25 protein-coding genes are annotated in these 26,421 nt (G+C 41.3%); 11 read left to right on the forward strand and 14 right to left on the reverse strand.

Translation table 11 applies throughout. From position 1 onward, the window contains the following. The first annotated feature begins 138 nt into the window (after positions 1–138). Positions 139–1,293 carry a glycoside hydrolase family 18 protein gene (locus M3204_RS06970; protein WP_251480128.1) on the forward strand — a complete coding sequence of 385 codons (1,155 nt, stop codon included), beginning with the start codon at positions 139–141 and terminating at the stop codon, positions 1,291–1,293. 264 nt (positions 1,294–1,557) lie between these two features. Then, positions 1,558–3,474, forward strand: coding sequence for a hypothetical protein (locus tag M3204_RS06975; RefSeq protein WP_251480131.1), 1,917 nt, complete (start codon positions 1,558–1,560; stop codon positions 3,472–3,474). A gap of 459 nt (positions 3,475–3,933) precedes the next feature. Here M3204_RS06975 and M3204_RS06980 read toward each other — a convergent pair whose 3' ends face one another. From M3204_RS06980 to M3204_RS07005, 6 genes are all read right to left on the reverse strand, one after another. Then, positions 3,934–4,203, reverse strand: coding sequence for a hypothetical protein (locus M3204_RS06980; protein ID WP_251480134.1), 270 nt, complete (start codon positions 4,201–4,203; stop codon positions 3,934–3,936). A 59-nt stretch (positions 4,204–4,262) separates the two neighbouring features. After that, positions 4,263–5,039 (reverse strand): class I SAM-dependent methyltransferase, encoded by a 777-nt coding sequence (locus M3204_RS06985; RefSeq protein ID WP_251480136.1) that lies wholly within the window; start codon positions 5,037–5,039, stop codon positions 4,263–4,265. Positions 5,040–5,226: 187 nt separating this feature from the next. Beyond that, entirely contained in the window at positions 5,227–5,496 is a 270-nt protein-coding gene (locus tag M3204_RS06990) for a DUF1292 domain-containing protein (RefSeq protein ID WP_251480749.1), read from the reverse strand. 84 nt (positions 5,497–5,580) lie between these two features. Further along, the gene (locus M3204_RS06995) at positions 5,581–6,501 is read right to left on the reverse strand and encodes a CBASS cGAMP-activated phospholipase (RefSeq protein ID WP_251480139.1); all 921 of its coding nucleotides are present in this window, start codon (positions 6,499–6,501) and stop codon (positions 5,581–5,583) included. A 321-nt stretch (positions 6,502–6,822) separates the two neighbouring features. Further along, positions 6,823–8,283: an alanine/glycine:cation symporter family protein gene (locus M3204_RS07000; RefSeq protein ID WP_251480142.1), complete on the reverse strand. Its 1,461-nt coding sequence runs from the start codon at positions 8,281–8,283 to the stop codon at positions 6,823–6,825. Between the two features lie 160 nt (positions 8,284–8,443). Further along, positions 8,444–9,310 carry a dimethylarginine dimethylaminohydrolase family protein gene (locus tag M3204_RS07005; RefSeq protein WP_251480145.1) on the reverse strand — a complete coding sequence of 289 codons (867 nt, stop codon included), beginning with the start codon at positions 9,308–9,310 and terminating at the stop codon, positions 8,444–8,446. A 168-nt stretch (positions 9,311–9,478) separates the two neighbouring features. Between M3204_RS07005 and M3204_RS07010 the strand changes: the two genes are divergently transcribed. From M3204_RS07010 to M3204_RS07040, 7 genes are all read left to right on the forward strand, one after another. Continuing rightward, positions 9,479–9,622, forward strand: a complete 144-nt coding sequence (locus M3204_RS07010; protein WP_251480148.1) for a hypothetical protein — start codon at positions 9,479–9,481, stop codon at positions 9,620–9,622. Positions 9,623–9,637: 15 nt separating this feature from the next. After that, entirely contained in the window at positions 9,638–9,790 is a 153-nt protein-coding gene (gene fbpA, locus M3204_RS07015) for a Fur-regulated basic protein FbpA (protein ID WP_251480151.1), read from the forward strand. Positions 9,791–9,883: 93 nt separating this feature from the next. Continuing rightward, positions 9,884–10,207: a MerR family transcriptional regulator gene (locus M3204_RS07020; protein ID WP_251480153.1), complete on the forward strand. Its 324-nt coding sequence runs from the start codon at positions 9,884–9,886 to the stop codon at positions 10,205–10,207. Between the two features lie 136 nt (positions 10,208–10,343). Then, on the forward strand, positions 10,344–11,666 hold the full coding sequence (locus tag M3204_RS07025; RefSeq protein WP_251480155.1) for an ammonium transporter: 1,323 nt from the start codon (positions 10,344–10,346) through the stop codon (positions 11,664–11,666). A 297-nt stretch (positions 11,667–11,963) separates the two neighbouring features. Beyond that, positions 11,964–12,932 (forward strand): DUF294 nucleotidyltransferase-like domain-containing protein, encoded by a 969-nt coding sequence (locus M3204_RS07030; RefSeq protein WP_251480158.1) that lies wholly within the window; start codon positions 11,964–11,966, stop codon positions 12,930–12,932. 5 nt (positions 12,933–12,937) lie between these two features. After that, a complete protein-coding gene (locus M3204_RS07035; RefSeq protein ID WP_251480160.1) occupies positions 12,938–13,672 on the forward strand; it encodes an exonuclease domain-containing protein in 735 nt (244 codons plus the stop codon). A 187-nt stretch (positions 13,673–13,859) separates the two neighbouring features. Then, the gene (locus M3204_RS07040) at positions 13,860–14,885 is read left to right on the forward strand and encodes an LLM class flavin-dependent oxidoreductase (RefSeq protein ID WP_435367708.1); all 1,026 of its coding nucleotides are present in this window, start codon (positions 13,860–13,862) and stop codon (positions 14,883–14,885) included. Between the two features lie 212 nt (positions 14,886–15,097). On the opposite strand, the gene hutG is transcribed toward M3204_RS07040, so the two are convergent. The 6 genes from hutG to M3204_RS07070 all read right to left on the reverse strand — a co-directional run bounded on the left by hutG (position 15,098) and on the right by M3204_RS07070 (position 21,990). Then, complete coding sequence (gene hutG, locus M3204_RS07045; RefSeq protein ID WP_251480163.1) at positions 15,098–16,042, reverse strand: formimidoylglutamase; 945 nt, start codon at positions 16,040–16,042, stop codon at positions 15,098–15,100. Continuing rightward, positions 16,011–17,291 (reverse strand): imidazolonepropionase, encoded by a 1,281-nt coding sequence (gene hutI / locus M3204_RS07050; protein ID WP_285856816.1) that lies wholly within the window; start codon positions 17,289–17,291, stop codon positions 16,011–16,013. The genes hutG and hutI overlap by 32 nt, the downstream gene beginning before the upstream one ends. 81 nt (positions 17,292–17,372) lie before the next feature. Beyond that, positions 17,373–19,034 (reverse strand): urocanate hydratase, encoded by a 1,662-nt coding sequence (gene hutU, locus M3204_RS07055; protein WP_251480167.1) that lies wholly within the window; start codon positions 19,032–19,034, stop codon positions 17,373–17,375. A gap of 107 nt (positions 19,035–19,141) precedes the next feature. Beyond that, complete coding sequence (gene hutH / locus M3204_RS07060) at positions 19,142–20,668, reverse strand: histidine ammonia-lyase (RefSeq protein WP_251480170.1); 1,527 nt, start codon at positions 20,666–20,668, stop codon at positions 19,142–19,144. A 105-nt stretch (positions 20,669–20,773) separates the two neighbouring features. Then, the gene (gene hutP / locus M3204_RS07065; protein WP_251480173.1) at positions 20,774–21,211 is read right to left on the reverse strand and encodes a hut operon transcriptional regulator HutP; all 438 of its coding nucleotides are present in this window, start codon (positions 21,209–21,211) and stop codon (positions 20,774–20,776) included. A 188-nt stretch (positions 21,212–21,399) separates the two neighbouring features. After that, positions 21,400–21,990, reverse strand: coding sequence for a branched-chain amino acid aminotransferase (locus M3204_RS07070; RefSeq protein WP_251480176.1), 591 nt, complete (start codon positions 21,988–21,990; stop codon positions 21,400–21,402). Positions 21,991–22,185: 195 nt separating this feature from the next. Between M3204_RS07070 and M3204_RS07075 the strand changes: the two genes are divergently transcribed. Together M3204_RS07075 and M3204_RS07080 are read left to right on the forward strand one after the other, a co-directional pair. Continuing rightward, positions 22,186–22,950 (forward strand): CotY/CotZ family spore coat protein, encoded by a 765-nt coding sequence (locus tag M3204_RS07075; RefSeq protein ID WP_251480179.1) that lies wholly within the window; start codon positions 22,186–22,188, stop codon positions 22,948–22,950. 295 nt (positions 22,951–23,245) lie between these two features. Then, positions 23,246–24,067, forward strand: a complete 822-nt coding sequence (locus M3204_RS07080; RefSeq protein WP_251480182.1) for a CsxC family protein — start codon at positions 23,246–23,248, stop codon at positions 24,065–24,067. A 46-nt stretch (positions 24,068–24,113) separates the two neighbouring features. Here M3204_RS07080 and M3204_RS07085 read toward each other — a convergent pair whose 3' ends face one another. Continuing rightward, on the reverse strand, positions 24,114–25,244 hold the full coding sequence (locus M3204_RS07085; RefSeq protein ID WP_251480186.1) for a hypothetical protein: 1,131 nt from the start codon (positions 25,242–25,244) through the stop codon (positions 24,114–24,116). Positions 25,245–25,346: 102 nt separating this feature from the next. Then, on the reverse strand, positions 25,347–26,126 hold the full coding sequence (locus M3204_RS07090) for a CsxC family protein (RefSeq protein ID WP_251480188.1): 780 nt from the start codon (positions 26,124–26,126) through the stop codon (positions 25,347–25,349). Positions 26,127–26,421: the final 295 nt, after the last annotated feature.

The following is a 26,421-nucleotide window of genomic DNA, read 5'->3' on the forward strand; positions in this document are numbered from 1 at the left end:
GAATTTATTAATCTCTCCGCAGCTTACTCTTTGCAGAAAATTCCGTTTGCACAGGTAGAAAGGCTGATATTACCACATCGCAGCTGCCTATTTCTCTGTTACAATTTTAAAGTTGAATAATCTTAGGAGGATTCTGATATGAAAAAACGTATCCTGCTCATTATGGTCTTATTGTTTACCTTCAGTTTAGGCTTTATTACAGGTGTCCTGTACTCCAGCAAGGATTCACAGAATGCTGATGTACTATATAATAGTGAACATGTTCCGCAATCCGCAAAAAGACTGGAGCTGAAAGCTGAGCCAAAGGCGAAAAAGCTAGAGTCTCAAGTGCTGATAGGCTATGTCCAGGACTTTCGCAATCCAGATGAGATCGACTATACGAACCTGACTCATGTGATATTTTCATTTGCCCATCCAACAGCCGATGGCAAACTCTTATTAAACGGTGACCATGCTCTAAAAAATTTGCGGGCAATTAACGCTAAGGCAAAACAGCATGATACTAAGGTTATCTTAGCAATAGGAGGCTGGAACCATATGAATGGCGGCGAATCCTATGATTACTTTAAAGCTGCGATTTCAAATCCTGATTCTAGAAAAAAACTAGTCTATGAGCTAGTCAGTTTAGCAGAAAGAGAAAATCTCGATGGGATTGATATCGACTTTGAACATCCGCGTTCTAAGGAGGATGCGCAATTCCTGTCTTCATTTGCAAAAGAACTAAGTTTTTCGCTTCATCCTAAAGGCAAAGAGCTATCCATTGCAGTAAACGCTAAGGTACATAGCGTGACAGGGACAGAAATCCATTCTGTCGTATTCGACCCGAAAATGTTCCAGTATTTCGACCATGTCAATTTAATGGCTTATGACGGCCATTGGGATGGCGAATACAATGCAGCCAATTTATCTCCTTACTCTTATTCTGCTAATATTGTCTCGTATTGGTCGAATCTTTTTGATCGACAAGGTTTTTCGAGGGAAAAGCTTGTATTAGGTGTTCCTCTTTATGCACAGCCTGAGGACCCTGCTATAAAGCAGGTTTCATACAAAGCACTCATTCAAAATAATCCCGCAAATGTTACAAGGGATAAGGTCAGCTTGAACGGAACCACTTATCATTACAATGGGCATACCACACTCCAAAAGAAAACCATATTAGCCCTTGACCACAAGCTAGGCGGAATGATGGTGTGGGAAGCCGGCCTCGATGCTCAAGGATCAAATAGTGCGACTACTTTGATTGCTAACGTCTTAGAAAATAAAGATGACACACGATTCTTTTCAAAAAAATAACTCAAAGAAGCCATTTTGGCTTCTTTTTTTTGCCTGCATCAAACCTGGACATAGATTTGTACCGCTCGAATAAATTAGCAGTAAAGAATATTAGGTGGTGCAATCTGCATGAAATTACCCACTATTTTAGGCGGCCCTATATTACGCAGGGCTGAACCTTCCTGTATATATATATGGATTGCTTTGAGTCGAAAGCTGGAAATTGGTACTGAATTGTTTCACATTCTTGAATCAGAGTCCACTGATCAAATTCAATATCTTCCATTGGATATCGAATATGAAACTACGACAATCAAGGCAGGAGAACAGCTCTATGTATCACTAATAAAAATAATGCCCAAGAACAAAATCTTCCCTCCTTACACACTATTGGGCTATAATCTGTTTTTTAAAAAGGGGGCTCACCATCGCGACTTAGGAAGCTTTGATTTACTAACACCCGGACATTCGGATGCAATTGTATATGGAAATCTCAAATATCCTGCTTTTTATATAGAGCATAAACGTGAACCAACCAGGATCCTATATGGGTCATGCCGGAAACCGCATGGAAATGGAATTGATGCATTTTCAGCTGCTGATCTATTACTGACCGAGCAGTGTCAAAATCTTTCTGAACGGCCTAATGCATTATTTTTAATGGGTGACCAGATTTATGCCGATGATGTGGCAGACCCGTTCATCCCTATTTTAATTGCTGTCCGTCAACAGTTGTCCGGTAGCGATCAAGCTTCCCTTCATGATGGAACCTTGATCAATGATTCACTCTCTCCTCGACTAAAAAAGGTTAATGGCCGTCACTATCTGATAGAACATCTGGCTAAATTTACAACTAGAAATGGAGATAATCACTTAATCTCTTTCGACGAATATGCCGCAATGTATTTAATGGTTTGGAATCCTAAGCTCTGGCATTATGTACAGGAAAATGAACTTCTGCTGACTTTTCAGCAAGTGATGGATCATGGAATGCTGCATCTTAAATTTGAGCATGACGAGAAGATAAGAAAGAAAGAGCTCACAAAACTAGAAGCGAGATATGAAGAGCAGCTTGATAATCTAAGAAGTTTTATTCCTTCAATTTCGGCCGCAAGAAGGGTAATGGCCAATATCCCAACATATATGATTTTTGATGATCACGATATAACAGATGACTGGAATATATCGCAAGATTGGACTGCATCCGTCAGCCATTCACCTTTAGGTCAGCATATTGTAACAAATGGCTTGGCTGCCTACTGGCTTTTTCAGGGTTGGGGGAATGATCCCGAAAGCTTTGATCGCACTTTTTTGAAAACTATCCGTAACTATATTGAAACAAGAGATGTTTTCTCTGATGATTATCAAGATGGTCTCCATTTTTTATCAGAGTTCCATTCCTGGCACTTTGTCGCTCCGACGATTCCAAGAACGGTTTTCCTTGACACCCGTACACAACGGGAATTTGACCCGCGGCCAAAGCCGGTTAAGCTTTTGAAAATCATAGAGGAAACTACTCGGACTCCTTTTCTGATCAGCAAAGAAGGATGGGACCAGATTACTCAAAAACTTAAGGAAAGCGGCTGGAGGAAAAATACACCGCTGAATATAGTCTCTCCATCACCGGTTTATGGGATGGGATTAATAGAATCTGTCCTTCATAAATACGTTTATCCCTTTAAAGTACTCGGTATTCCAGTTCAGACATCCTTTGATTTTGATTCTTGGAAATACAATGGAAAAGGATTTCATCAATTTCTAAGCATTGTCGGCAGTTGGAAGCCCAGCTATTGTGTCTTGCTTTCAGGGGATATTCACTTCTCCGCTTCGGTAAAATCAGAAATTCAATACGGTAATGGAGATAAATTATCTTTATATCAATTTACAAGCAGCCCGATTGCTAACGAAAGCTTTACAGGTATCTGGGGGAGTCTATTGAACATAGTCATGTGGTTTAATGCAAGAAAACGAAAAAATCATACACTCCACCGATGCTGCGACCGCAATTACAATATGACCTTGCAATCACAGCCATTTGATAAAAACTCCAGCCACTTATGGACTGAGACCATTCAATATCTTCCCTTTGACGATGGCAGTCTCATTGAAACAAAAAATTCCCTTGGGTCATTAATGAATAGAAAAGGAAAAATTGAAAACACTCTTTTGAAAGACTTTGAAAAAACAGATAGTGATATGTGAAATTTTATCCAATTTACCCATGAATAGGTGATATGATGGAGATATTATATGTAAATTGGAGGATTCGTTAATGCGTGTTATGTTTTCCTTTATCATCTTCTTTACTTTAATCCCTGCAGAATCCACCCGACAAAGAGGAAGGTGTTATCGATTGCATACATGTATATAAACTCCAATATTTTTCTCCCTAATTCTGAAGTGACGTCTAGTATATTAGCAAGGTATGCAGAAAGTGATGTGACTTTATTTAAACTGAATGGAGCCCACACACCTTATTCAGATGTTACTATTTTTATGAATAAGGGAATTAAGGGAGGTACGCTTAACTACTTCCAATATGCTGTCTTGATTCAGAATTCAAATGCTTCTAAATCTTATTTTGATACCGACAAATAACCCAGGAGAGCTTTCTCCTGGGTTATTTTATAAAATTGACTGGTGTGAATGTTTAGGAGATCCCTATGTCCCTATTTCCTCAAACTCCTTAATCTTCTCAAGCCTTTCCACAAGCACCATGCATTTCCGGTCCCCGATTTCATATATATACATTTTATGTCCGTTTTCTTTCAGAAGCTTCTTAAATTGGATCTCGCCTATTAGATTATATCCTTTGGCTAAATCCAAGATTTTCTTAAGGATCTGTTCCCTGCTTGGTTCATTAGTAGATGCTATTTTAATAGGAATGGGTATTCCTTTAATCTTGAAGGTTACTAAAATGACGCTATCCAATTAAATCAACTCCTTTCAAAACCAATTCGACGCTTTTTACGATATTTCCTCTTTTCAGGTCATTTCTTTATAGCAGCAAGCAGGATGCTCTGTCCTTTAAAGCTCTGCACTTCATCACCAGAAAATTCAATTGAAAAATGGTTGTGTGTTCTCTTAGGGGCAGCGTTCATATATGTACTTAATTCATTTTTTTCTCTAGCAGGCAAATCCATCATCGTACACCATGTCTCATAGGTAAATTTCTTGCTAAAAGTAAACATGTTTTCCATATACAAACCTGCATTCTCAATCTTTGATATCCATTCAGATTTTTTATATGCTCTGAAATGGCTTGGATCCCTTTTCTTTTCGATTGTATTATAAAACTGATCATATTCATCCTTTTCTGGTGCGACAGTATCGACAAGAACAAAAAGTCCTCCTGGATTTAATACCCGAAATACCTCACTGATGAAACGATCGACATCCGGAAAATGATGAGCAGCGATCCTGCAGGTGACGACTTCGAAAGATTCATTAGGAAAAGGAGTTTTTTCTGCATCCCCTTGAATAAAAACAACATTTTCATGTCCATTCAAACGGATAAACTGTTCAGCCTCATGAAGCATATCCTCTGTTAAATCCAACGCAGTGACCTTTTGGAAGGAAGGTGCAAATGCGTTCGCGACATGTCCTCCACCTGTTGCAATATCAAGAAGTTCCCCTGAAAAAGCTCCATAGCCGGTTACAATTTCAACAAGTTTAGCCAAATCAAAGCCTTTAGCGTGGGATTTACTGGTTACATAATGACTGGCATTTTTTCCGAATTGCTGTTGTACTTTTTCTTTTTCACTCATCCTAACTCCTCCTTTTTGCTCTTACATAACAATAACAAATAAAGGAAAAAATTGTTCGCCATTGCTTTTCTGCATATACTTTGGGTTCAAAGATTTCCTTTGCAGTTTAGAAGGTATGCCGTATCAGGTGAAAATAAACCCAAAAAAAGAAACGAAGAGGAATAACCCTCTCCGTTTCCATTGTTCACTATTCCTCTTCACTCATCATTTCATCAAATGCAGAGGAAACCTTTTCAAACTCATCATCTGAGTCAATAGCAGCAAAATCACCTTCATTATCGACTTTAAGGAAAAAGATATCGATGTCTTCATCGGTTTCTTCTTGAAGATCCTCCACGAAGCTTACGGCAACATAGTCTTTGCCTTCAATGGTAACTGTCCCAATTACCTCAACTTCCTGTTCCTCATCATTTTCATCACTAATTGTAAATACTTCGCCTACATCGATTTTTTCCATCATGCAACCCCTCCCAATTTGTTGATATTCATAAAATAGTATGTCTTCTCTATTTCTTCCCAATTCTTATAGTAACATAACCATTCATTTTGAAACTCCATTTAGAAATTTAAAAATCCCTTCCTTGTTTTCATTAAAAACTTCCTTTCCCCAGATTTTCATTTCTGTCATGAAAGAAATATCATCAAACGGAATTTCTTCTGATAATTCCTTATTGAGACGGAAATAATGTTCACCAAGCAAAAGTCGGCAATGATACGAAACTGATTCAGAGGACAAATCCATTGCCAGATCAAGAAGTTTGGGGGTTACCTTCATTGATGGGAATTGAAACGGCATCCAATGGCGGATGCCCCAGTATTTTTTCTCGTCAATTGTAAAATCAATCCTTTGCTGACCTGTCCCAATCGAAAAGATTTGAATATCGTCGAGGTCAACCTTGAAATGGTGCAAAACCTCAGTGACACTCACTAAGGAAGGATTATTTGCCCACAAACCTCCGTCTATGGATAAGTATTGATTATTAACATTGTTTGGTGGAAAGTAAATCGGCGCTGAACAAGATGACAGTACTGCATCCCATAACTTTACGGAAAGTTCTTCTGACTTTGAAAAACCATAATCCGACCGATGAACATAAGGTTTCCCATGGGTAAGATCGACCGCAGGAATCAGAAGGGGTTTTTTTATGTCTTTAAGAGCCAGATCCTTAAATGCTCTTATCAGAAGTCTCCGTAAGTACCTGTCAGTATAGACGCTTTTAAATAATCCTACTTTAGCATTTCTGACAAATATTTTCTCACCATATTTGAGGTAGCTTTCCATCACCTTGTTCATCGGTGTTTTAATAGCTGCGGATGCGGCGATAATGGAACCTGTACTAGTACCAGCTATTACATCGAATAAATCCCCAATAGGTGTTTGGAATTCTTCTTCGATCGCCTGCAAAATCGCTATAGGAAAGACACCTCGTATTCCGCCCCCATCCACGCATAAAATCTTCATCCTTATCCCCCGATATCAAGCAATGATATATTCATCCTTCCCTTTCCACTTGCACAATATAATGGTCCCAACGATAAATGTCCAAAAAGGCTGTTTTCGCATAGATTGTAGTTTTTCGAACTAAGTGTTCATCCGGCATATCTCCGGACTTCTAGCTCTTTTCGAGGAGGGTTTCTGAAAGGGGAATGCATTAAAACTCGTAATAATCTCAAATGCCAATTTTTACTTTTGGTTGTAAAAGCAACAAAATTTTAAGAAAAAAGCCTCCACAAATAAAAAAGAGAGTTGATCGCGATTGATCAGCTCTCTTCTCTTAAAGCCTTATGAAACTTTTTCTTTTTCATGATTGAATGAGTATTCCTCTTCCCAATACTCGGCGTTTTTAATGCCAAGTTTCTTGGAATTGAATACAGGATCGAGTCCTTGCTTCTTCTGCTCTTCATAATCCTTCAATGCAATTAAAGCAGGTTTTGCAAGAAGGACAATCGCGATCAGGTTCAGCCATACCATCAATCCCAATCCCGCATCACCCAATGCCCACGCAAGAGATGCTTCCTTGACTGCACCGTAGAATGTAGCGCCAAGAATGACAACTTTTAAGATGAACATTGGCACCTTGCCATTTCTTCCTCTGAGAAGGTATGCAATATTTGTTTCTGCCATATAGTAATAAGCCATGATTGTTGTGAAAGCAAAGAAGAATAGCGCGACCGCAACAAATTCAGCCCCAAAACCAGGTATGACGGAATCAACAGCTGCCTGTGTATAGCCTGGACCTGCTTCTACACCTTTCAAGTTTTCGACGATGAAAGTGCCGTCTGCTCCGACAGTATTGAACATGCCAGTGAATAGAATCATGAACGCAGTTGCGGAACAAACGAATAAAGTGTCGATATAAACTGAGAATGCCTGGACAAGGCCTTGTTTCGCAGGGTGAGAAACTTCTGCAGCTGCAGCCGCATGCGGACCTGTGCCCTGGCCTGCTTCATTGGAATAGATACCGCGTTTTACACCCCATGCGATTGCACTGCCAAGAATACCGCCAAACATGGAATCTGCACCGAACGCACTTTTGAAGATCAATGCGAACACAGCTGGCACTTCAGTAATATTCATCCCGATAATAACTAGAGCTACTAGGATATAGCCCACTGCCATAAAAGGAACCGTGTATTGCGCTACTGTCGCAATCCTTTTAACTCCCCCAAAAATAATTAAGCCTAGCAGAGCGATAACGATTAACCCTGTTACTGATTTGCTTACACCAAAAGCGTTCTCCAAACCAATTGCAATCGAGTTAGACTGGATACCTGGCATCAATATCGCCATCGCCAAAAGTGCAGAGATTGCAAACAGGATGGCGAACCAACGGATTCCAAGACCTTTTTCGATGTAGTATGCCGGCCCGCCTCGATAAAGTCCATCTTGCTTAACTTTATAGATTTGCGCGAGAGTTGACTCTACGAATGCACTGCCAGCTCCGATGAAGGCAATTGCCCACATCCAGAACACTGCACCCGGTCCCCCCATCGCAATGGCTGTGGCAGTACCAGCGATATTACCCGTTCCTACACGGCCTGATAAAGCAATAGATAAGGCCTGAAAAGATGAAACACCCGCGTCGGAACTTCTTCCTTTGAACATAAGCATTACCATGTCTTTGATATGCCTAACCTGCAAAAATCGTGTCAGGACTGAGAAGAGCAACCCGATGCCTAAAATGGTATAAATGACAGGTGTACTCCACAAAATCCCATTGAGCCAAGATACAAAAGCTTCCAAATGAATCCCCCTTTGCTTAATTAAATTTCTTTCTATTTAGAATTATAAGATAATATTTACATAAGGACAATCAAAATGTGTTTGTAACAGTAAACAATTTCTGCGGCTGTATAAAAACACCCTTCTACTTAAGTAGAAGGGTGTTTGGAGTTAATATATATCAACCAACAATGCTTTCGCGCAAAATTGGAAGGGTACAGCAACGGAATGAGCCTCCTGATTTTATGATCTCCGTTATATCGACTTCAATAACTTCGAAGCCCTTGTTTCTGAGCTGTTCATTTACTCCCTTATTGACCGGCAAGCTTAGGATCCGTTTATTTCCGATACCCAAAACATTCGTACCGAGAGTGAATTGTTCGTCTTCAGAAACATCAATCAATTCATAGCGTGAGCTGAACATTTTAATGTCCTCCTCTGTAAGCGAAGGGCGATAAATAAGCGCAACATCCGAAGAAACAACATTAAAAACACAATCAAGATGAAGGTATTCAGCTTTAAAGGGAATGGCGTGTACAGTAAATTGTGGAAGCAATCCCTGCAAATGCTCAACAGCTCTTTGATTTGTACGGTTGCTCAATCCCACATAAATCGTATCTTGGTCAATGATGACATCCCCGCCCTCGATTTGATCACCAAGCAAATTATAATAGGAGATTTCTTCATCCTCCAGCCATTGCTTTAAAACATCTTCTTCTCCCTTGCGCACCTCATTTGCCATCTCTGCCACAAAGATGGTCTGTCCAAGAGTGAAGCCTATATCCCTTGTAAAGACTTGTTCAGGGTATTTTTTATGGTATGGAAGCAATATGACTTCCACTCCATATTGTCGAAGTGTATTAACAAAATCATTATGCTGTTCTAAGGCGACTTCAATATGTATACCTTCATCCTTGAAATGTTTCTGTGTTTCATTAATGACATCGCGTATCGTCATGTACTGAGGCTGACACAAAATAACCTTCTTCAGCACATCGTATTCATTCATGACAAATCCTTTATTGTCAGGCTGGCGGTTCGGTTCCATTCTCATTCCTCCTATTGGCCAAATCATTTATATGTTTTCCTTATTCTTCTTTAAACATTACTTATCCATCCTAAAAAATTCGGTCAGATATTCTTACACATTTACTGACTATAATTTAAATATTCCTTATGATAATGAAAATTATAAAAACGAGTGAGGAGAATGACGATGATGCAACTTAAAGCAATGAAACTAGCCAAATTAATAATTTTAGTTGACCTATTTAGGGATGAATTATATGAAGAACTCTTAAAACAACACGGAAACCAAGCTAATGAGCTATTAAGGGCAGTTCAAAATGAATTATTTTAAGAGGGGGAAAAAGCGATGTCTATGCATTTGAGGACAGCGATCGAAAAACTTAAGGATCACTACATCAATCATTTAATAAAATCTGGTTTTACCGAAGAAACAAAAGAAGATTTAAAGAGGTTAACAATTACCGAATTAAAAACTCTAACGAATGACTTTTCTAAATAATCACCCATTTTTATTTATACTTTGCTAAAAAAAGTTCCATGTGAGAAAATATAACATAAAATAAATTACCTCCTTCAAAGTGTGGTGAAAAGCTTGGCAAATGAATTTTCTTATAAAGACAAGAAAGTGATTACCATAGGGATCGTCAAAGAGTTAACCGGTCTTTCTGAACGGCAAATTCGCTATTACGAGGAACGCAAATTGATTTTCCCGGAAAGGACCTCAGGAGGAAGCAGGAGATATTCTTTTGCCGATGTTGAACAATTAGTTGAGATTGCGAACAAAATTGAAGATGGTGTCCAAACTTATGAGATTCGCCAGGAAATGATCCGAGAAAAGAAGCGTAATGATGAAGCAGCCCATAAAAAGATGATCCAGGGCCAGTTGAACGCCAGGTTCGGCGTCCGAAAATATTAACCAATTAAACTTCCATTTTGGAAGTTTTTTCTTTTGTCTCCGAAAACAATGTTAGGTTTCCTTACATAAATGTGGTTGTCTGCCAAAATACATGCGAGAATACAAACTACATTCATAATTAGAAGGAGGAAACACAATGGATATTACATTTTTAATGAACAGTTTGTGGGTAATGATTTCTGCCGTATTAGTTATTTTGATGATTGGGGGGTTCATCCTTCTTGAAACAGGATCAACAAGGATGAAGAATGCCGGCCATATTGCCGGTAAAACGATTTTAACGTTTGGGATTTCATCAATTGTATTTTGGGCAGTTGGCTACGGTCTGATATTCGGCACAGGTAACTCAATTCTTGGATTCTCAGACTTTTTTTATTCCGGTTATGATGTCGAAGGCTTAGGACTTTCCGGCCCTGTTTTCTTCCTTTTTCAATTAGCATTCGCCGGCATTTCTCTGACGATTGCTTTTGGCGGATTTGCTGAACGGGCAAAGTTATCTGTTTACCTAGTTTTCGCACTCTTATTCTCTATATTAGTTTATCCATTCATTGCACATTGGATTTGGGGAGGCGGCTGGCTGGCAGAGCATGGAAAGCAGGATTTCGCGGGTTCCACGGTAGTCCATCTTACTGGTGCAATGGCAGCGCTGGCTGCTACGATCTTATTAAAGCCACGGATCGGGAAATACAATAAAGATGGCTCAGCTAATAATATCGAAGGCCACAACCAGGTGTTTACTGCTTTGAGCGTCCTGTTATTATGGGTGGGCTGGTTCGGATTCAACGCTGGCAGTACGATTTCGGTCGACGGTGCATTCTTCGGTTTCGTCGCTCTCAATACTAACCTTGCAGCCGCAGCTGGCACAGTCGCAGCTATGCTGATTTCCTGGATTGTCGTTGGCAAGGCTGATGTCCCAATGATGCTGAATGGTGCTTTAGCCGGTTTAGTAGCAATTACAGCTTCATGTGCATTTGTTGATACGTGGGCAGCTGTAGTCATCGGATTAATCGCGGGAATTCTTGTATTCTATAGCATCCGGTTATTTGAAAGCAGAAAGATAGACGATCCTATCTTCGCACTATCAGTCCACGGAACGGCTGGTGTCTGGGGTACATTATCAACAGGATTCTTTGCCACACCTGAACTGGCAGCTGTCGGAAAACCAGGCTTGTTTTATGATGGCGGATTTGAGCAATTGGGAGTCCAGGCACTTGGTGTTTTGGCTTGCGGGGCATTCGCATTTATCGTTTCCTATATCATATTATCGATTATGAAGGTATCAATGAAAGGCTTGCGCGTAACAGAAGAAGAAGAAATCATCGGCCTGGATATTAGCGAACATGGCAGCTATGGTTATCCGGAATTGGTCAGATCTGAAACTATCGCAAAAGAAAAAACTCACAACGGAAGCAGTATACAACAAGCTCCATTGAATTCACAGCAGCCAACGGTCAATTAAGAACTTCTAGACGGCATCCTATGAATAGGATAGTATAAAGAAATTTTTTTCGCGGCGATCCCAATAAAACTGGGGTCTGCCGCCTTTGATTTTTAAGGGTGTTCCTAGCCGTTGTTGCTTTCACAATCAAAAGTAAAGATCGGCATTTGGATTTTTACGAGTGTTAATGCAGTACCTGTTCAGAAACCTCTTCGAAAAGAGTTCGAAGCCAAGAGATATATTGGATGAAAACTTGGTTCGAAAAACAACAATTTATGAAAAACAGCCATTTTTTAAGAAAGGTGGTGATTTTGACAAATGGAATTAAACAGTTATGCCAAAATAAAAGATTTTCGCATAAAGAGATTTAAAGCTGCCTCAATAAACAATGAAGAATTAAATTTATTTCATGACTTTGTTCATGAGTCCGTAATCTCAGTTGCCTTACATGAAGTCGTCATGCGGCGAGGACAGCCCTCTTCCCCATTTTGTTTCTTTGCCATGGGAAGTGCTGGGCGAATGGAGCAATCCATTTGGAGCGACCAGGACCACGGTATGGTATTTGCGGCGGAGGAACCTACAGATCTGGAATATTTTCTTGACCTCGGCAGAGAAATTTCTAACGGAATGGAGATTGTTGGCTACAAAAAATGCTCGGGTTCTGTCATGGCTAGCAACCCATTATGGTGCAAGTCTTCAGCTGATTGGGGGAACCAGCTTGACTATTGGGTGACCGATTCAACATGGGAATCCATACGCCATTTACTTATTTTTGCTGATGCCAGGTCATTATACGGGGAATCAACCCTGCTTTCGATTTTAAAAACACAACTAGCTAATTACAGCGAAAAGGACCAATTACTTGTAAGAATGCTCCATAATACAATGCACCTGAAAAAAGGAGTGGGTATCCTCGGCCAGCTGCTTGTGGAAACGTACGGCACCTTTTCTGGTTCGATCAACTTAAAAGATACAGCCTTTTTCCCATATGTTAACGCAGTCAGGCTGCTTGCTTTTTATGAAGGAATCAATGGAACTTCCACTCTCTCAAGAATCAGCATGCTCTCAGACAGTATAATGACGCCAGTTGAGAAAGTATTTTACAGAGAGCATTTCTCAGACTTGCTGGAATACCGACTTGTCCATGGCAGTCATATTGATTATGATGCAGGACATTACGTAGATGGAATGGCACTAACTAAGAAGGAAAAGAAAATTCTTAAGGAAATTTTAAGAGCCGGGGAACATTTATATGAAAAAGTCAGAAGGTTAATTGAAAGGATGTAATATTAATGGGTATGAATGATATGATCCGGTTTGTAAGACAAATGTCCGGCCAGCTGGGATCAAGCATTTACGCAGGAATGCAGCCCCAGTCTAACCCCCAGCAAATATCATTTTTAAGGCAGCTGCAAAAGGAAATGAAGGAAAAAAACAGCCTTGATTGCCCAATGGAAGTTCTTCCTGTTACAGTTTTTGATCTCGAAACGACCGGCTTTAATCCGGAAAAAGGAGATAAAATCATTTCGATAGGTGCAGTCAAAATGCTCGGTTCCAGGATAATTGAAAATGAAGTATTTTATTCATTAGTAAAAACGGATACTCCAATTCCAAAAGAAGCGTCTAAATTGACCAATATCTCTGATGAACAACTCAAGACAGCACCTGAGGCTCCCGAGGTTCTAATGCAGTTTTTCCGTTTTATTGGGAGTTCAGTATTAGTTGCACATCACGCTAAGCATGAACAAGCATTCATGATGAAAATATCTAATGATTTGCTTCGTACTAAGTTCGAACATAGAGTAATTGATACATCTTTTTTAATCAGGCTATGCCAGCCCGTTTTGCACCCGCTGCCTTTAGAACAAATCTGCTCCGAGTGCGGAATTGAAGTGAACAATCGGCATCACGCATTAGCTGATGCCAAGATGGCTGCGAAGCTATGGTCATTTTATTTAGAAAAAGCACAGGAAAAAGGATACAAAAATCTGCGTGAAGTATACGAATATCTCTCCCTGCTAAGATAATTTTTACCCCGCTCCAAAATTCTTCCTCCCCCCTCTTTCCAGCCTGTATATATCCTCATTTCATTTATCTCAAATCATATTATTTTAATAACCGAAAGATAATTGGTACTATTGATTTGTATACCCGCAGGGAATAGTAAAAGTGTTCGTACTGTGTGTGATTATTTTTACAATGAAAGAAGATGAAATGATGACTAACGGGAAACGTTTGAACGAAATTAAATATTCTGTCCTGGACTTGTCCCCTATTATCCAGGGCGGCAATGCGGCGGACTCTTTTAAAAATACACTTGATCTTGCCCAGCACGCTGAAAAATGGGGTTATAACCGATATTGGCTTGCTGAACACCATAATATGCCTGGCATCGCAAGCTCAGCAACATCAGTTGTGATTGGCCATGTAGCTGCAGGGACTTCTAAAATCCGTGTTGGTTCCGGCGGAATCATGCTTCCAAACCACGCTCCACTAGTAATAGCTGAGCAATTCGGTACGCTGGAATCGTTATTTCCCGGAAGAATAGATCTGGGACTGGGCCGCGCTCCAGGAACCGACCAGGTAACCGCTTATGCGTTAAGGCGTGAACGGCGCAGTGATGGACAGGACTTCCCTGAACAATTGGATGAACTGCGCGCCTACTTTAATCCTGAATTAGATTCACAGTATCGCAGCGTGAAAGCTATACCAGGGGAAGGACTCAACATTCCGATTTGGCTATTAGGTTCCAGCGGATATAGCGCACAGCTCGCCGGACAGCTGGGACTGCCATTTTCCTTCGCAAGCCATTTTTCACCTGAAAATACACTTGGTGCACTCAAGCTTTACCGCAGGAGCTTCCAGCCATCCGATATCCTTCAGGAGCCGTATGCGATGGTTGGAGTAAATGTCATTGCAGCTGAAACGGATCAGGAAGCACAATTGCTGGCAACCTCCATGCAGCAGCAGTTCCTTAATTTATTCAGGAACAATCCAAGTCCACTTTTGCCGCCAGTTGAAAATATGGATGAACAGCTTAGCGAGTATGAAAAGATGCTGCTTGACAGCCGTATTGGCTCTTCCATCGTCGGAAGCCCGCAAACAGTGAAGGCCAAGCTTCAGCAGTTCCTCGACGAAACACAGGCAGACGAAATGATCATTAACGCCCAAATCTTTGACCATAAAGCAAGACTGAACTCCTTTGAGATTGTGTCTAAGGTTTTTAAAGAGATGGCATAAGATAGAATATCGGCCTAACAAAAAGGAGGAGAATCCTACATTGGATTCTCCTCCTTTTTAAGATTATTCAGTACTCTAGTTCATAAGAGTTTGTGTATTAAATAGCAACGGATTGACTGAAATTTAGCAGGTTCTGTATACCTGCAACTAAAAATTCCAAACCTGATGTCTAAAGTAAAATGCAGAAGCAGACTGTTTTAAAGACCGTTGGATTATTGAACATACATAAACCGGAGCATTGCTGCGGCTGCAAGCCTGCTGGTAATATCACGGAAATCCTTAGAAGGATCGATTTCAACGATGTCCATCGCTTTTACTTTTTCATGAGAAGCAGCTGCAGAAATGCTGGAAAGCAATTCCCTGCTCGTAATTCCTCCTGGCCCAATTGCCGGACAACCCGGGGCGAACGCCTGGTCCACTACATCCATATCAACAGATAAGTAGATTATGTCTACTAATTTAGATAATCTGTCTAGTTCTTTTTTTATAATAGGGACGATCCCAGTCATGTCAACATCTGCCATTGTATAAACAGAAAGACCTTTTTCCTTTGTGTACTCATGATATTTTTTAGCGTTGGCAAAATCACGAATGCCAATCTGTACCAAATGCTCCCCTTTTAAATATCCGCCCTCGATAAGGCTTCTAAAAGGAGTCCCGTTCGTCCTGCCGCCGTCCTCCAAATTTCTCACATCATGGTGCGCATCCCATTGAATCACTCCTATTTCCCCGAAGCTTTCCCGGAAAGCGCGGATAGATGGATAGCTGACCCCATGGTCCCCACCAAGCATGATGTACCGCTCGCATACATTTTTATCAATCATTTCTTTCACACTTAGATGGAGGCGCGTAATGGACTCCTCCATATCAGTTGGATGTGTCAATACATCACCAAAGTCAATGATTTTTACATCTTCATAATCTAGATCCCGCTCTCCTGAAAATGTTGAAAAACCGCTTAAGCAGGATCTGATTGTTCTTGGAGCATCCGAAGCCTGTGATAAAGAAATGGACGTTTTGGAAAAAGGGAGACCAATCAAACCAACATCTCCTTTTTCACCTTCTGAATAAGGAACTACGCACTCATTTACCTTTGCGACGAACTGGTCCTTAAAAACAGCCGGTTTACCTGGCTGAAGATAACTGAATTTCTCCATAAGGCTTCCTCTCCCACAGTTTGTTGCCAGAATGGTAAACACTATGCGCATGATTCACGCCGAAGTGATACGGGATATATTTGTAGTTAGTAGCATCCCAAACGACAAAATTAGCAGCCTTTCCGATTTCAAGCGTTCCTGCATCCATGCCTTTTCCAATCGCATGTGCCGCGTTCACGGTGACCGCGTTCCAAATCTCTTCAGCAGACATTTTAAGCTTCAAAGCAGCAAGCGACATAATCATCTGCAGGTTTTCCGTAACACAGCTTCCAGGATTGAAATCCGTCGCCAATGCCACCGCAGTTCCCTCATCAATCATTTTTCTCGCCCGGGCATAATGGTCTTTTCCGAGGTAAAAAGTTGTCCCAGGGAGCAATACCGCTACTGTATCGCTTCTGCTGAGCTGCTCGATTCCTTCGTCAGAAGCGGCAACCAGGTGGTCAGCACTAGCAGCATTCAATGAAGCCGCAAGTTCTGCCCCTCCGAGTGGGTCGATTTCATCAGCATGAATCTTCAAGCCGAAGCCCTTATCTTTAGCATCCTGTAAAAATTGTCTTGATTGGTCGATTGTGAATACCCCTGTTTCGCAAAAAATATCAACGAATTCTGCTAATTCTGCATCCCTTATCTCATCCAGCAATTCAGTCATCTCTTTTAGGAATTCATTTTCCTTTCCTTTATAAGCAGGTGGTACAGCATGCGCTCCGAGGAAAGTTGATACGATCGAGATTGGATACTTTTCCTTTAATTTTTTTACGACTCTTAGCTGTTTCAATTCAGTTTCAGCATCTAAGCCATAGCCACTTTTCACTTCAAGAGTGGTGACACCATGCGAAATCATTCTTTCCAAATGGAAGGATGCTTTATCAAACAATTCTTCCTCTGAAGCCTTTTTTGTTGATGTGACTGTTGATAGAATACCCCCACCCTGAGCGAGAATTTCAAGATACGGTACTCCCGCCTGCTTCAATGAATGCTCATGCTCACGCGAACCGCCGAAAACTAAATGTGTATGGGGATCGACGAGACCAGGGGATACGACCTTGCCATTCGCATCAATCCGCTCCGATGAACCAAAACTAGCGGCTTCTTCATCAGGACCCACCCACGTCACCTTTCCGTCGGTAATTCCTAACGCAGCATTTTCTATGATATCAAGTTGTTTCATCTCCTGGCCCTTTAATGGCTGAGAAGAGCTTTTCGGCAAAATAAGCTGGCCAATATTGTGTACGAGCAAATCGTATTTCAATCCTGTTCCACCCTTTCTTAGTTAAAAATGTGGTCCGGTTATAATTCAGATTCATTTTTAGTTCCTTGATGAAAATCATTTTTATGGAAGCATTGGAATGTCTACGCCTTTTTCCTTCGCCGTTTCGATTGCTTTTTCATATCCAGCGTCAGCATGGCGGACTACTCCCATGCCCGGATCAGTTGTCAGAACTCTTCTAAGACGTTCTTCTGCGAGGTCTGTGCCGTCTGCGACTACGACCATTCCAGCATGTAGAGAATACCCCATTCCTACACCGCCGCCATGGTGGACGGAGATCCATGAACCGCCTGCTGCGACGTTCACCATTGCATTCAGGATCGCCCAGTCGCCAACCGCATCGCTGCCATCCTTCATCGCTTCTGTCTCGCGATTAGGCGAGGCAACTGAACCGCTATCTAAATGGTCACGGCCAATGACAATCGGTGCCTTTAGTTCACCCTTGCGAACCAAATCGTTGATTGCAAGCCCCATTTTCACTCTCTCACCATAACCTAGCCAGCAAATACGGGAAGGCAGTCCCTGGAATTCAACCTTTTCCTGTGCCATGTCAATCCAGCGCTGGAGCGGTTCATTTTCCGGGAAGAGTTCTTTGATGAGCGCATCTGTGCGGTGGATGTCAGCTGGGTCTCCAGATAGCGCTGCCCAGCGGAAAGGTCCTTTACCCTCACAGAAAAGGGGACGGATATAGGCAGGTACAAAACCTGGGAAATCGAAAGCATGCTCCTCGCCATGATCCTTTGCAACCTGGCGGATGTTGTTGCCGTAATCAAATGTGACAGCACCTTTACGCTGGAACTCGAGCATGGCTGCAACATGCTTCGCCATGGAGAAACAGGATTGCTTCACATATTCCTTTGGATTTTCCTCACGAAGCCTTGCAGCATCCTCCAATGTCAGGCCAACTGGAATGTATCCATTCAATGGATCATGAGCAGAAGTCTGATCCGTGACGATATCTACCTTGAAGTTCCTTTGCAGCAATTCAAGATGGACTTCTGCTGCATTGCCGACAAGCCCGATGGACAGTGCTTCGCCCTTATGCTTCGCTTCCTTCGCCCATTCAATCGCCTCTTCGATCGAATGAGTCATCCGGTCGCAATAGCGGGTATCAATCCTTTTCTGAATTCGCTCAGGATCGATTTCTACTGCGATACAGACACCGCCATTCATGGTGACTGCGAGCGGCTGTGCGCCTCCCATTCCACCAAGGCCTGCTGTTAATGTGATCGTGTTTTTCAATGAGCCTCCGAAATGCTGCCTGGCAACCTCAGCAAATGTTTCATATGTCCCCTGCAGGATTCCCTGTGAGCCAATATAAATCCAGCTTCCAGCTGTCATCTGGCCGTACATCATTAAACCCTTTTTATCAAGCTCATGGAAATGCTCCCAATTCGCCCATTTAGGTACTAAAACTGAATTTGATAATAAGACGCGTGGAGCTGCCTTATGTGTTTTAAATACAGCGACTGGCTTGCCTGACTGAATCAGCAAGGTTTCGTCGTTTTCCAATCTGCGAAGAGTATCAACAATTGCATCAAATGCTTCCCAGTTTCGCGCTGCTTTTCCAATCCCGCCGTAAACGACTAGATCTTCCGGTTTCTCAGCGACCTCAGGATCCAAATTGTTATAAAGCATCCTTAATGCTGCTTCCTGCTCCCAGCCTTTGCATTCAAGTTCTAGACCCTTTTTTGCTCTGATGTTTCTTTTTGCATCGATTGCCATATTTTCCACTCCTCCGTTTTCATTGATGGCCGTTTCGCTTAGATTGTTTTCCATGCAACATATCTGACGAAAAGAGCCTTATTTTAATAGGATTGTAGATTTTAATTTTAATAAGCCAGTTTGGCTTCATCCCTTGTTATAGCTGTCCACTGCCTATTATTTTTTTTTAGCCAACCCCCAAGTCTCTCAATGTCTTCCGAGAAAATCCGATCCTCTGTGATGGAAGGAACTATTTTTCTGGCATCCTCGTAAAATGCCCTTGTTTGCGGTGACATTTTGTCAATACCGCGATACTGAACCGCCTGCAATGCACAAATGCATTCAATCGCCAGTACACGCCTTACATTCTGGATAATACTATGGGCATGGCGTGCCGCGATCGTTCCCATGCTAACATGGTCCTCCTGGTTTGCAGAGGATGGGATTGAATCTACACTTGCAGGATGTGCAAGCGTCTTGTTTTCAGAAACTAGTGATGCTGCGCTGTATTGCATGATCATCGCACCGGATTGAAGTCCTGGCTGCGGACTTAAAAATGGGGGAAGATCATTTAATTGTGGATTAACCAGGCGTTCAATCCTTCGTTCAGAAATGCTAGCAAATTCAGCAACTGCTATTTTCATAAAGTCCATCGCGATTGCGATAGGCTGACCATGGAAGTTGCCGCCAGAAATAACTGTTTCTCCACCATCAAAAATTAATGGATTGTCAGTCGCAGCGTTCATTTCGATTTCAAGTTTTTCTTTTACATAATCAAGCGCCTGCCATGATGCACCGTGAACCTGGGGAATGCACCTTAATGAATACGCATCCTGAACCCTTTTTTCACCCTGGCGAGTCGTCAGCTTGCTTCCTGACAGTAAACCTCTCATTCGTTCCGCAACATCCATCTGCTGCTTATAGCCGCGAGCTTCATGAATCGCTGGATGGAAGGCATCAATCACACCTTCAAGGCCCTCCATAGTGAGAGCGGCAATCCACTCAGACTGGCAAGCTAAATCATTGGCTTCAATCCAGTTTACTACTCCCATCGCGGTCATAGCCTGGGTTCCGTTGATCAGCGCAAGACCCTCTTTCGCCTGCAATACAATTGGCTCGAGACCTTCCTGCTTATATGCTTCCTCTGTATGACAAACCTTGCCCTGGTAAAAAACCTTGCCTTCTCCAAGAAGCACGAGTGCCAGATGGGATAATGGGGCTAGATCTCCTGAAGCACCTAATGACCCCTGCTGCGGAACGACCGGATGGATTTGGAGGTTGATCAATTCTGTCAGCCGTTCGACGATTACGGGTCTGATTCCTGAAAAACCTTTGATTAGAGCATTAAGTCTTAACAACACCATCGCCCTTGAAACAACTTCAGGAAACGGCTCGCCAACACCGCAGGCATGCGAACGGATTAAGTTCAACTGCAGGGCATTTACATCCTGTTCATCAATAACGACATCACTGAATTTACCAAAGCCTGTATTGATTCCATATATGGTTCTTTTTTCAGCGACGATTTTGTCAACCGCAGCCCTGCTTTCTTCCACCTTGCGCATGCTATCCGGGCTGATCGCGAGGATTTCTCCCTGGTAGCAAACCCGCTTGATTTGTTCCAATGTTAATGTTTCTCCTGTTAAAACAACCATTGACTTAAACCTCCTGATTAAAAGATAAAATAAAAAGGAGACGACAATGGCATACTTAAACCATCATCGCCTCCTGCTGACTAGTGGACTATAGGCAATGTAAAACTATATGTGATTGATTCCTAAACCAACCGTTTCGTGTTCAGAACCCTTTACTGGAGCACCAATCGTTCCATAAAACGCTACGGCAATCCATTCCCCTTCACTTTTATCAGTAAAAGGAGTCCCGCGCACAACGGCAAATCGAAGGCCGACAGTCCGGCTCATCTCGCCAATAGCAAGATGCCCCCTCGTTACTCCTTCCATACCTTCCATGATTGCATGGTAAAGTGCATGTGTTTCCCGATACAAATTGGGATGTATGAGCCCATGGCGTTTGGCTGCCGTTTCCACTGCGGAAATCACTTTTTGCATATTCATCGACCCAACCTTGCCGAGACAATAGCTTACATCTTCCAAAGATAGGCTGAATAAACCCATTTCTTCTTCTGTTAATGAAGCTAGCAGGATCGCTGTTTTCCCAATCGCTATTTTATTGCTCATGATAAACCCCGTTTTCTGAATTTTAACTATTAACTAATAACTAACATTAATTTTATGCCCCAAATATACCTACTGTCAATTGTTTTGGGAAATTTTAGTATTCTAATATAGTAGTATGATGACACACTAAAGTGACTTTAAGAGCACCTTGTGCCCATATAAAAAAAAAACGCCTAAAAGGCGCTTTGTTATTGCTTGCTTTCAACCCACTCGGCCAATTCGAATAAAAAACTGTAGATCAGACCATATGCCTCACCGACTGTCAAATCCTCTTTGTACCCTCCTAATCCGTTCAGCGCAAAATTAAGGCTCCAAATTCCTTCGTTGCCATCGAACATTAAATCATATCCATCATCCTGGAGATTCTCTTTCAAGTATGACTTGATTACAGGTTCAAATTTCTTCTGAAGCTTAAGACCCAGCATCACGTCATAAGCACCAAATACATCATCGTTCTCAAAGCTGACAGCATCAACTCTCACCATTTCAAACCATTCCGATTCCATATACATAAATTCATTTTTACGCTCTTTAAAATAAGAAATAGGCTGTTTTAAGAACTCAGACGATTCTTCTCCGAGAAATTCCTCTGTTTCTTTGTTTCCTCTCTCTATATAAGCCTTTTCAAAGCGATGTTCCCCAGATGATTCCTTTATCGGAACCTGGACTCCTTGCAGAAGTCCTAAGCGTTCTGCATATGCTTTTTCTTCAGGATGTAATTCAACAGCACCAGAGGCAGATGCCTTGGAAATATAATCTTCTACCTGTTTTTTTAACATGATTGCCGAACCTCCATTTTCATTTAACTGCTATATATATTGAATGTAAAATTTAGAAATAGCAAATAATCTTCATCGGTTTTCCCATTATTCGAGAAAGATTTTAACCCATATAGTCACATCCCCATACAAACCAATGCTTTTCCCCATAACCTGTTAATATCATCACCACTCTATAAGAAAGGAGATGCTTATATGAAGTACCATCAAGATCACGATTATGATCACCACCATGACCATGACTGTGGATGCAAGAAGGATAAACCAAAGCACAGGCACAGGGATTGGGATATGGATGACGATAGAGATAAGCACAAGGATCGTGGTAAGCACCACGATTGCGATAAGCACCATGATCGCGATAAGAACCACGATTGCGATAAGCACCATGATCGTGATAAGCACAGGGATTGGGATAAGGATTTTCATGACTGTGGATGTAAAAAAGACAGGGACTATGATGATTACAAACACTCCCACAGCTGTGTCTGCAAAAAAGTAAGGGATATCAATGATGCTCAACATAAAGTAACCAGGAAAAAACATGGCTGTGATGTCAGCTGTGATCGTTCTATTAAAGAACTGTTAAACCAATGCAAACAGTCTGACTTCGATACAATTCCTTTTAAACTATTGTGCGGCTGCAGCAAAGGTGATTGTGAAACATTTGTCGGTACAGGCGTTGTGAAAATAAATGGCTGCTTTTATGATATCAAGTCCACTTTTTTCCGTGTAGCAGATTTTGTAAAAGGCTCTGATTGCTGTGCGATTCTGGAACTATTATGCCCGGAACGATGTGAAGGAAAGCATCATGGAATAGAAGGCTTCATCCGGACAGGAGCATGCTTTGAAGTAGATTTGAAAGATTTTGTCGGGATTACATGCTTCCCTCCAGTCAAGGCTAAGAAAATGGATCCCACCAAACTTTTATGCTCAGGCAGCAAAAAGCATTCTAGATAAGAAGGACTACGAATATAAACCGTACTTGGTGATCCGGTATAACCTAGCTGAAATAAAAATCCTGAACCCCACTCAACACAAAATTGTATGTGGGGTTCCTTTATGTATCTATTAATCCGCACTTGTCCCGAATTCTCCTAAATTATTATCCTTTTAAAAAAAATATGTGATTGCCCTCTATCATTCGTCTATGCCTTTGTCTTTGAACTGGCATATAAAATAGTAAGTCAAAAGAAAGAAACAGAAATATCTTGTTTCTTACTGCTTTTGATTATTAAAAAAAGGAGTGAAAATAATGAAGAGAAATACAGGTTGCAATTCGCACCATGGCTGCCCGCCATCGCTTCAATGTGATGAAGCAAAAACGATTCGGGTAGATTGCGATAGTGATTCCTTCTATCCGAACGGCAATTCTCTAAAATATCCAGTCGCCGATATTCCAGTTGTACTGTCCGAGGTAGAACTTCAAGTAGAAGTAGAATCTGATATCTACTTGCCAACTGCTGCAAAGGAAATCAAACATATGCGCAGGAACGTTTCCCTGACGCAATGCAAAGCGATCCGTTCTAAGATGGATTACAAAAAAGTTAAACTCTATATTTCAGGTATTGTTCACAAGAATATCCAGTATGTAGAGCAGTGCAGTGGTATACTGAGAGACTACAGCGTAGATGTACCATTTACTTGCAGTCAGTCTGTACATGTCCACAACTATCCTGACTATGAGCACCTCAGCCAAAAGAACGCAGTCTACGAAAGAAGATTCATTGATAAAAAAGGCCACGGAGCAGACCGATGCACTTCCGGAGCATTTACGTATGAATACTACAATGAGCCAATCGAGTGCAAGCTACTTGCTTCTTTCGTCAACGATCTAGATCTTTATAAGGATTTTGATAATTGGGGCAGGTTCAGCAAAATTACTGAAAAAGCAGAAGTTGGTCTATTCTTCAAATTGCTGCAAAAGCAGCAGGTTGACTTAGGATGCACATATGGCGAAGAGTCTTCTTCTTCTTCGTCGTCGTCGTCTTCTTCTGACTCAGGGTATGACATGGGTTACAAGCCAAAAAGCATGAAAGACAGGATGTCTGAATTACACAAGAACTATGAAGGCTAACACCACAGTAAGGGTGTCTCGATAGAGGCACCCTGTTTCACTACTTTTATGAAAGTAATCTTTCTAAATCAACACATTGTTTTTGGAACAGATCAATTTGCATTTTTGCCGTTCCCTGGATTAATACTCTTTCATTATTAATAAATTGTTCATTCCATACACAATGAAGGCTTGAAAGGCTGAAATCCACTTTTTCTACCAAACTCTCACTGAATTCCCTTGTGAAGCCCGCATCCATTCCATTAGGGGATGTGAACATATATTCCTTGCTGTCTTTCCAGGAAAGTTCAGGCTTGTGCATCCATTTGACCGGAATGATCTTTTTCCATGGTATATGAATCTTGATTGAATGCATCGTTCCAGTATCATTCGTGCTTACATAATCAATAGTTAAAAGCAGGGTTCCTTTCGTAAATAAGTTTGCTGATGGAAGCAATACCTCAGCATCTATCGAATGAAGGGAACAGTCTACGTTAGATACAGATGATACGGGCCTTGCAAGATTGAATGTATCGAAAATATCCACTTCAAGGTCGACATTGGCCAGATGTAATGGAAGCCGCACTTTTGTAAAGGCCATATGATGTTGTATAGCTCTATATGCTGCCGGCGCTAAATCGTGTTCTGATATTGGAGATTCATAATCTCCCGATGATTCCTCGTCACGATCATCTGATATTGGTTCATCTTCAGGTCCTTTATTGTTGTACCAGGCTGATTCTGAGGATTCTTCTTGATCAAGAGTATCAAGATCTTCTTGCACCATTTTTTCCCCTAATAATTCCTCAGAGCTTTTATGGAGCTCCTGATTAAATGCATTATCATCATTAAGTTCACTTGATTCAAGTAAATCACTGGACTCATCACTGTATTGGTCTTCCACAACAAAACGTTTTTTGGTGGCAACAGATTTTTCTTCGATGCTATTTAGAGGCGGGGGTGCGAGAATCAAAGGTATTCCTGAGCTTTTGCCTTTTGATGTGGACCGAATGCTATTCTCACTTCGGAAATTTTCGGCACCAAGGTCATGGTCGATTTCCTCAAAAATCTTTTCCATTTCTGATTCACTTACAGGCGGCATGCGATCGAGTCCTGGATTCCTCCAATTCCCTTGAAAAAGGTTCATTTCATGAAACGTTCTATTTCCATTTTGCATGTTCAATGGAAGGTGCTGCATTTAGTGCATCCTTTCCCTAACCTCCCTTCACGAATTGGATAAATACATAAAGGGGCATATACTATAGAAAGTTTAGTATAATACCCCGCCGTTTTTAAATATTTATTCTGACTCGTCGTAGTAATCAGGATCATTAGTTGCTGAAGAAACGCGGATCTGCTGATTTTGAAGAACGCGGACTGTGAAATCAATCACCATTTTTTCCTCGATCGTCTGGAAATATCCCTCATCTATAGGTGAAGATGTTGGAAGGGGCTGACGGTCGATCGCTTCATCCCATTCAATGATCTGGCTGGATACTAGTTCACAGAAAGGCAGTTCGTTATAGTGCTGAGAGCTTTCCTGGTGGAATTGAGATAAATCGCTTGTCAGCAATTCGTCTTTTTCCGGGAATCCAGTAGGCAAAGGTTTTGATACAAAGAAATCAAATTCTTTGCGGTTGTTTACTTGAGGCATAACTGGGTGCGACAAGAAGTGTTTAATTTCAGTTATCACCTGGAATGGAATATCCACTGTGTAAGAATGCAGGTCTGAAGCTACAGAAGATGCAGATGAAGATTGAATTTCCTGGCTAGGGCTTGCATACTGGATATTTTTCCTTACAAATCCTTTGATGAATAATTTATTAGTCGGCAAAAGCAGTCTGCATTGGGTTAATTTTATTCTTTTCTTGATATCCTTAATTTCAAGTACTGGTTCTGGAAAATTGATCAATGTATCCAGATTCACATGCAGCGTTAACTCTGCAAGGACCACAGGAACTTTCGTAACAATCTTTCCAAGGCTTACGTGTGGGTGATGATGGTGAGGCTTGCATTCAAATTTGTCATTTGAAGGCTTACATTCGAAATCGGGCTTCTTATTTTTATCTAATTCAAACATACATGGCTCCTCCTTAGAACTCCTTAGAGTGAAGATGGTCTATCCTATGCACTTTGAATTTTTGGGTCTAGGCATTAGCCCGTGGGCACAGACGAAATTTGGGGCAAGTACCCATTGACATCCCTTTATATTCCTATGAATGTACTTGCTGCAATACATCAATAAAAAAAATTTTCGTTATTTTTGCTTCTATTGTCATTAGCAAAATTAAGTTAAAGTGAATATAAAATCATAAGCAAACAAAAAAGCATGCCGTTTTCAGCTTTGAAATCGGCATACTTTTTTGTGATCACTT

Origin of the sequence: Mesobacillus subterraneus (genome assembly GCF_023715485.1) — a bacterium.
Taxonomy (GTDB): Bacteria; Bacillota; Bacilli; order Bacillales; family Cytobacillaceae; genus Mesobacillus; species Mesobacillus subterraneus_B.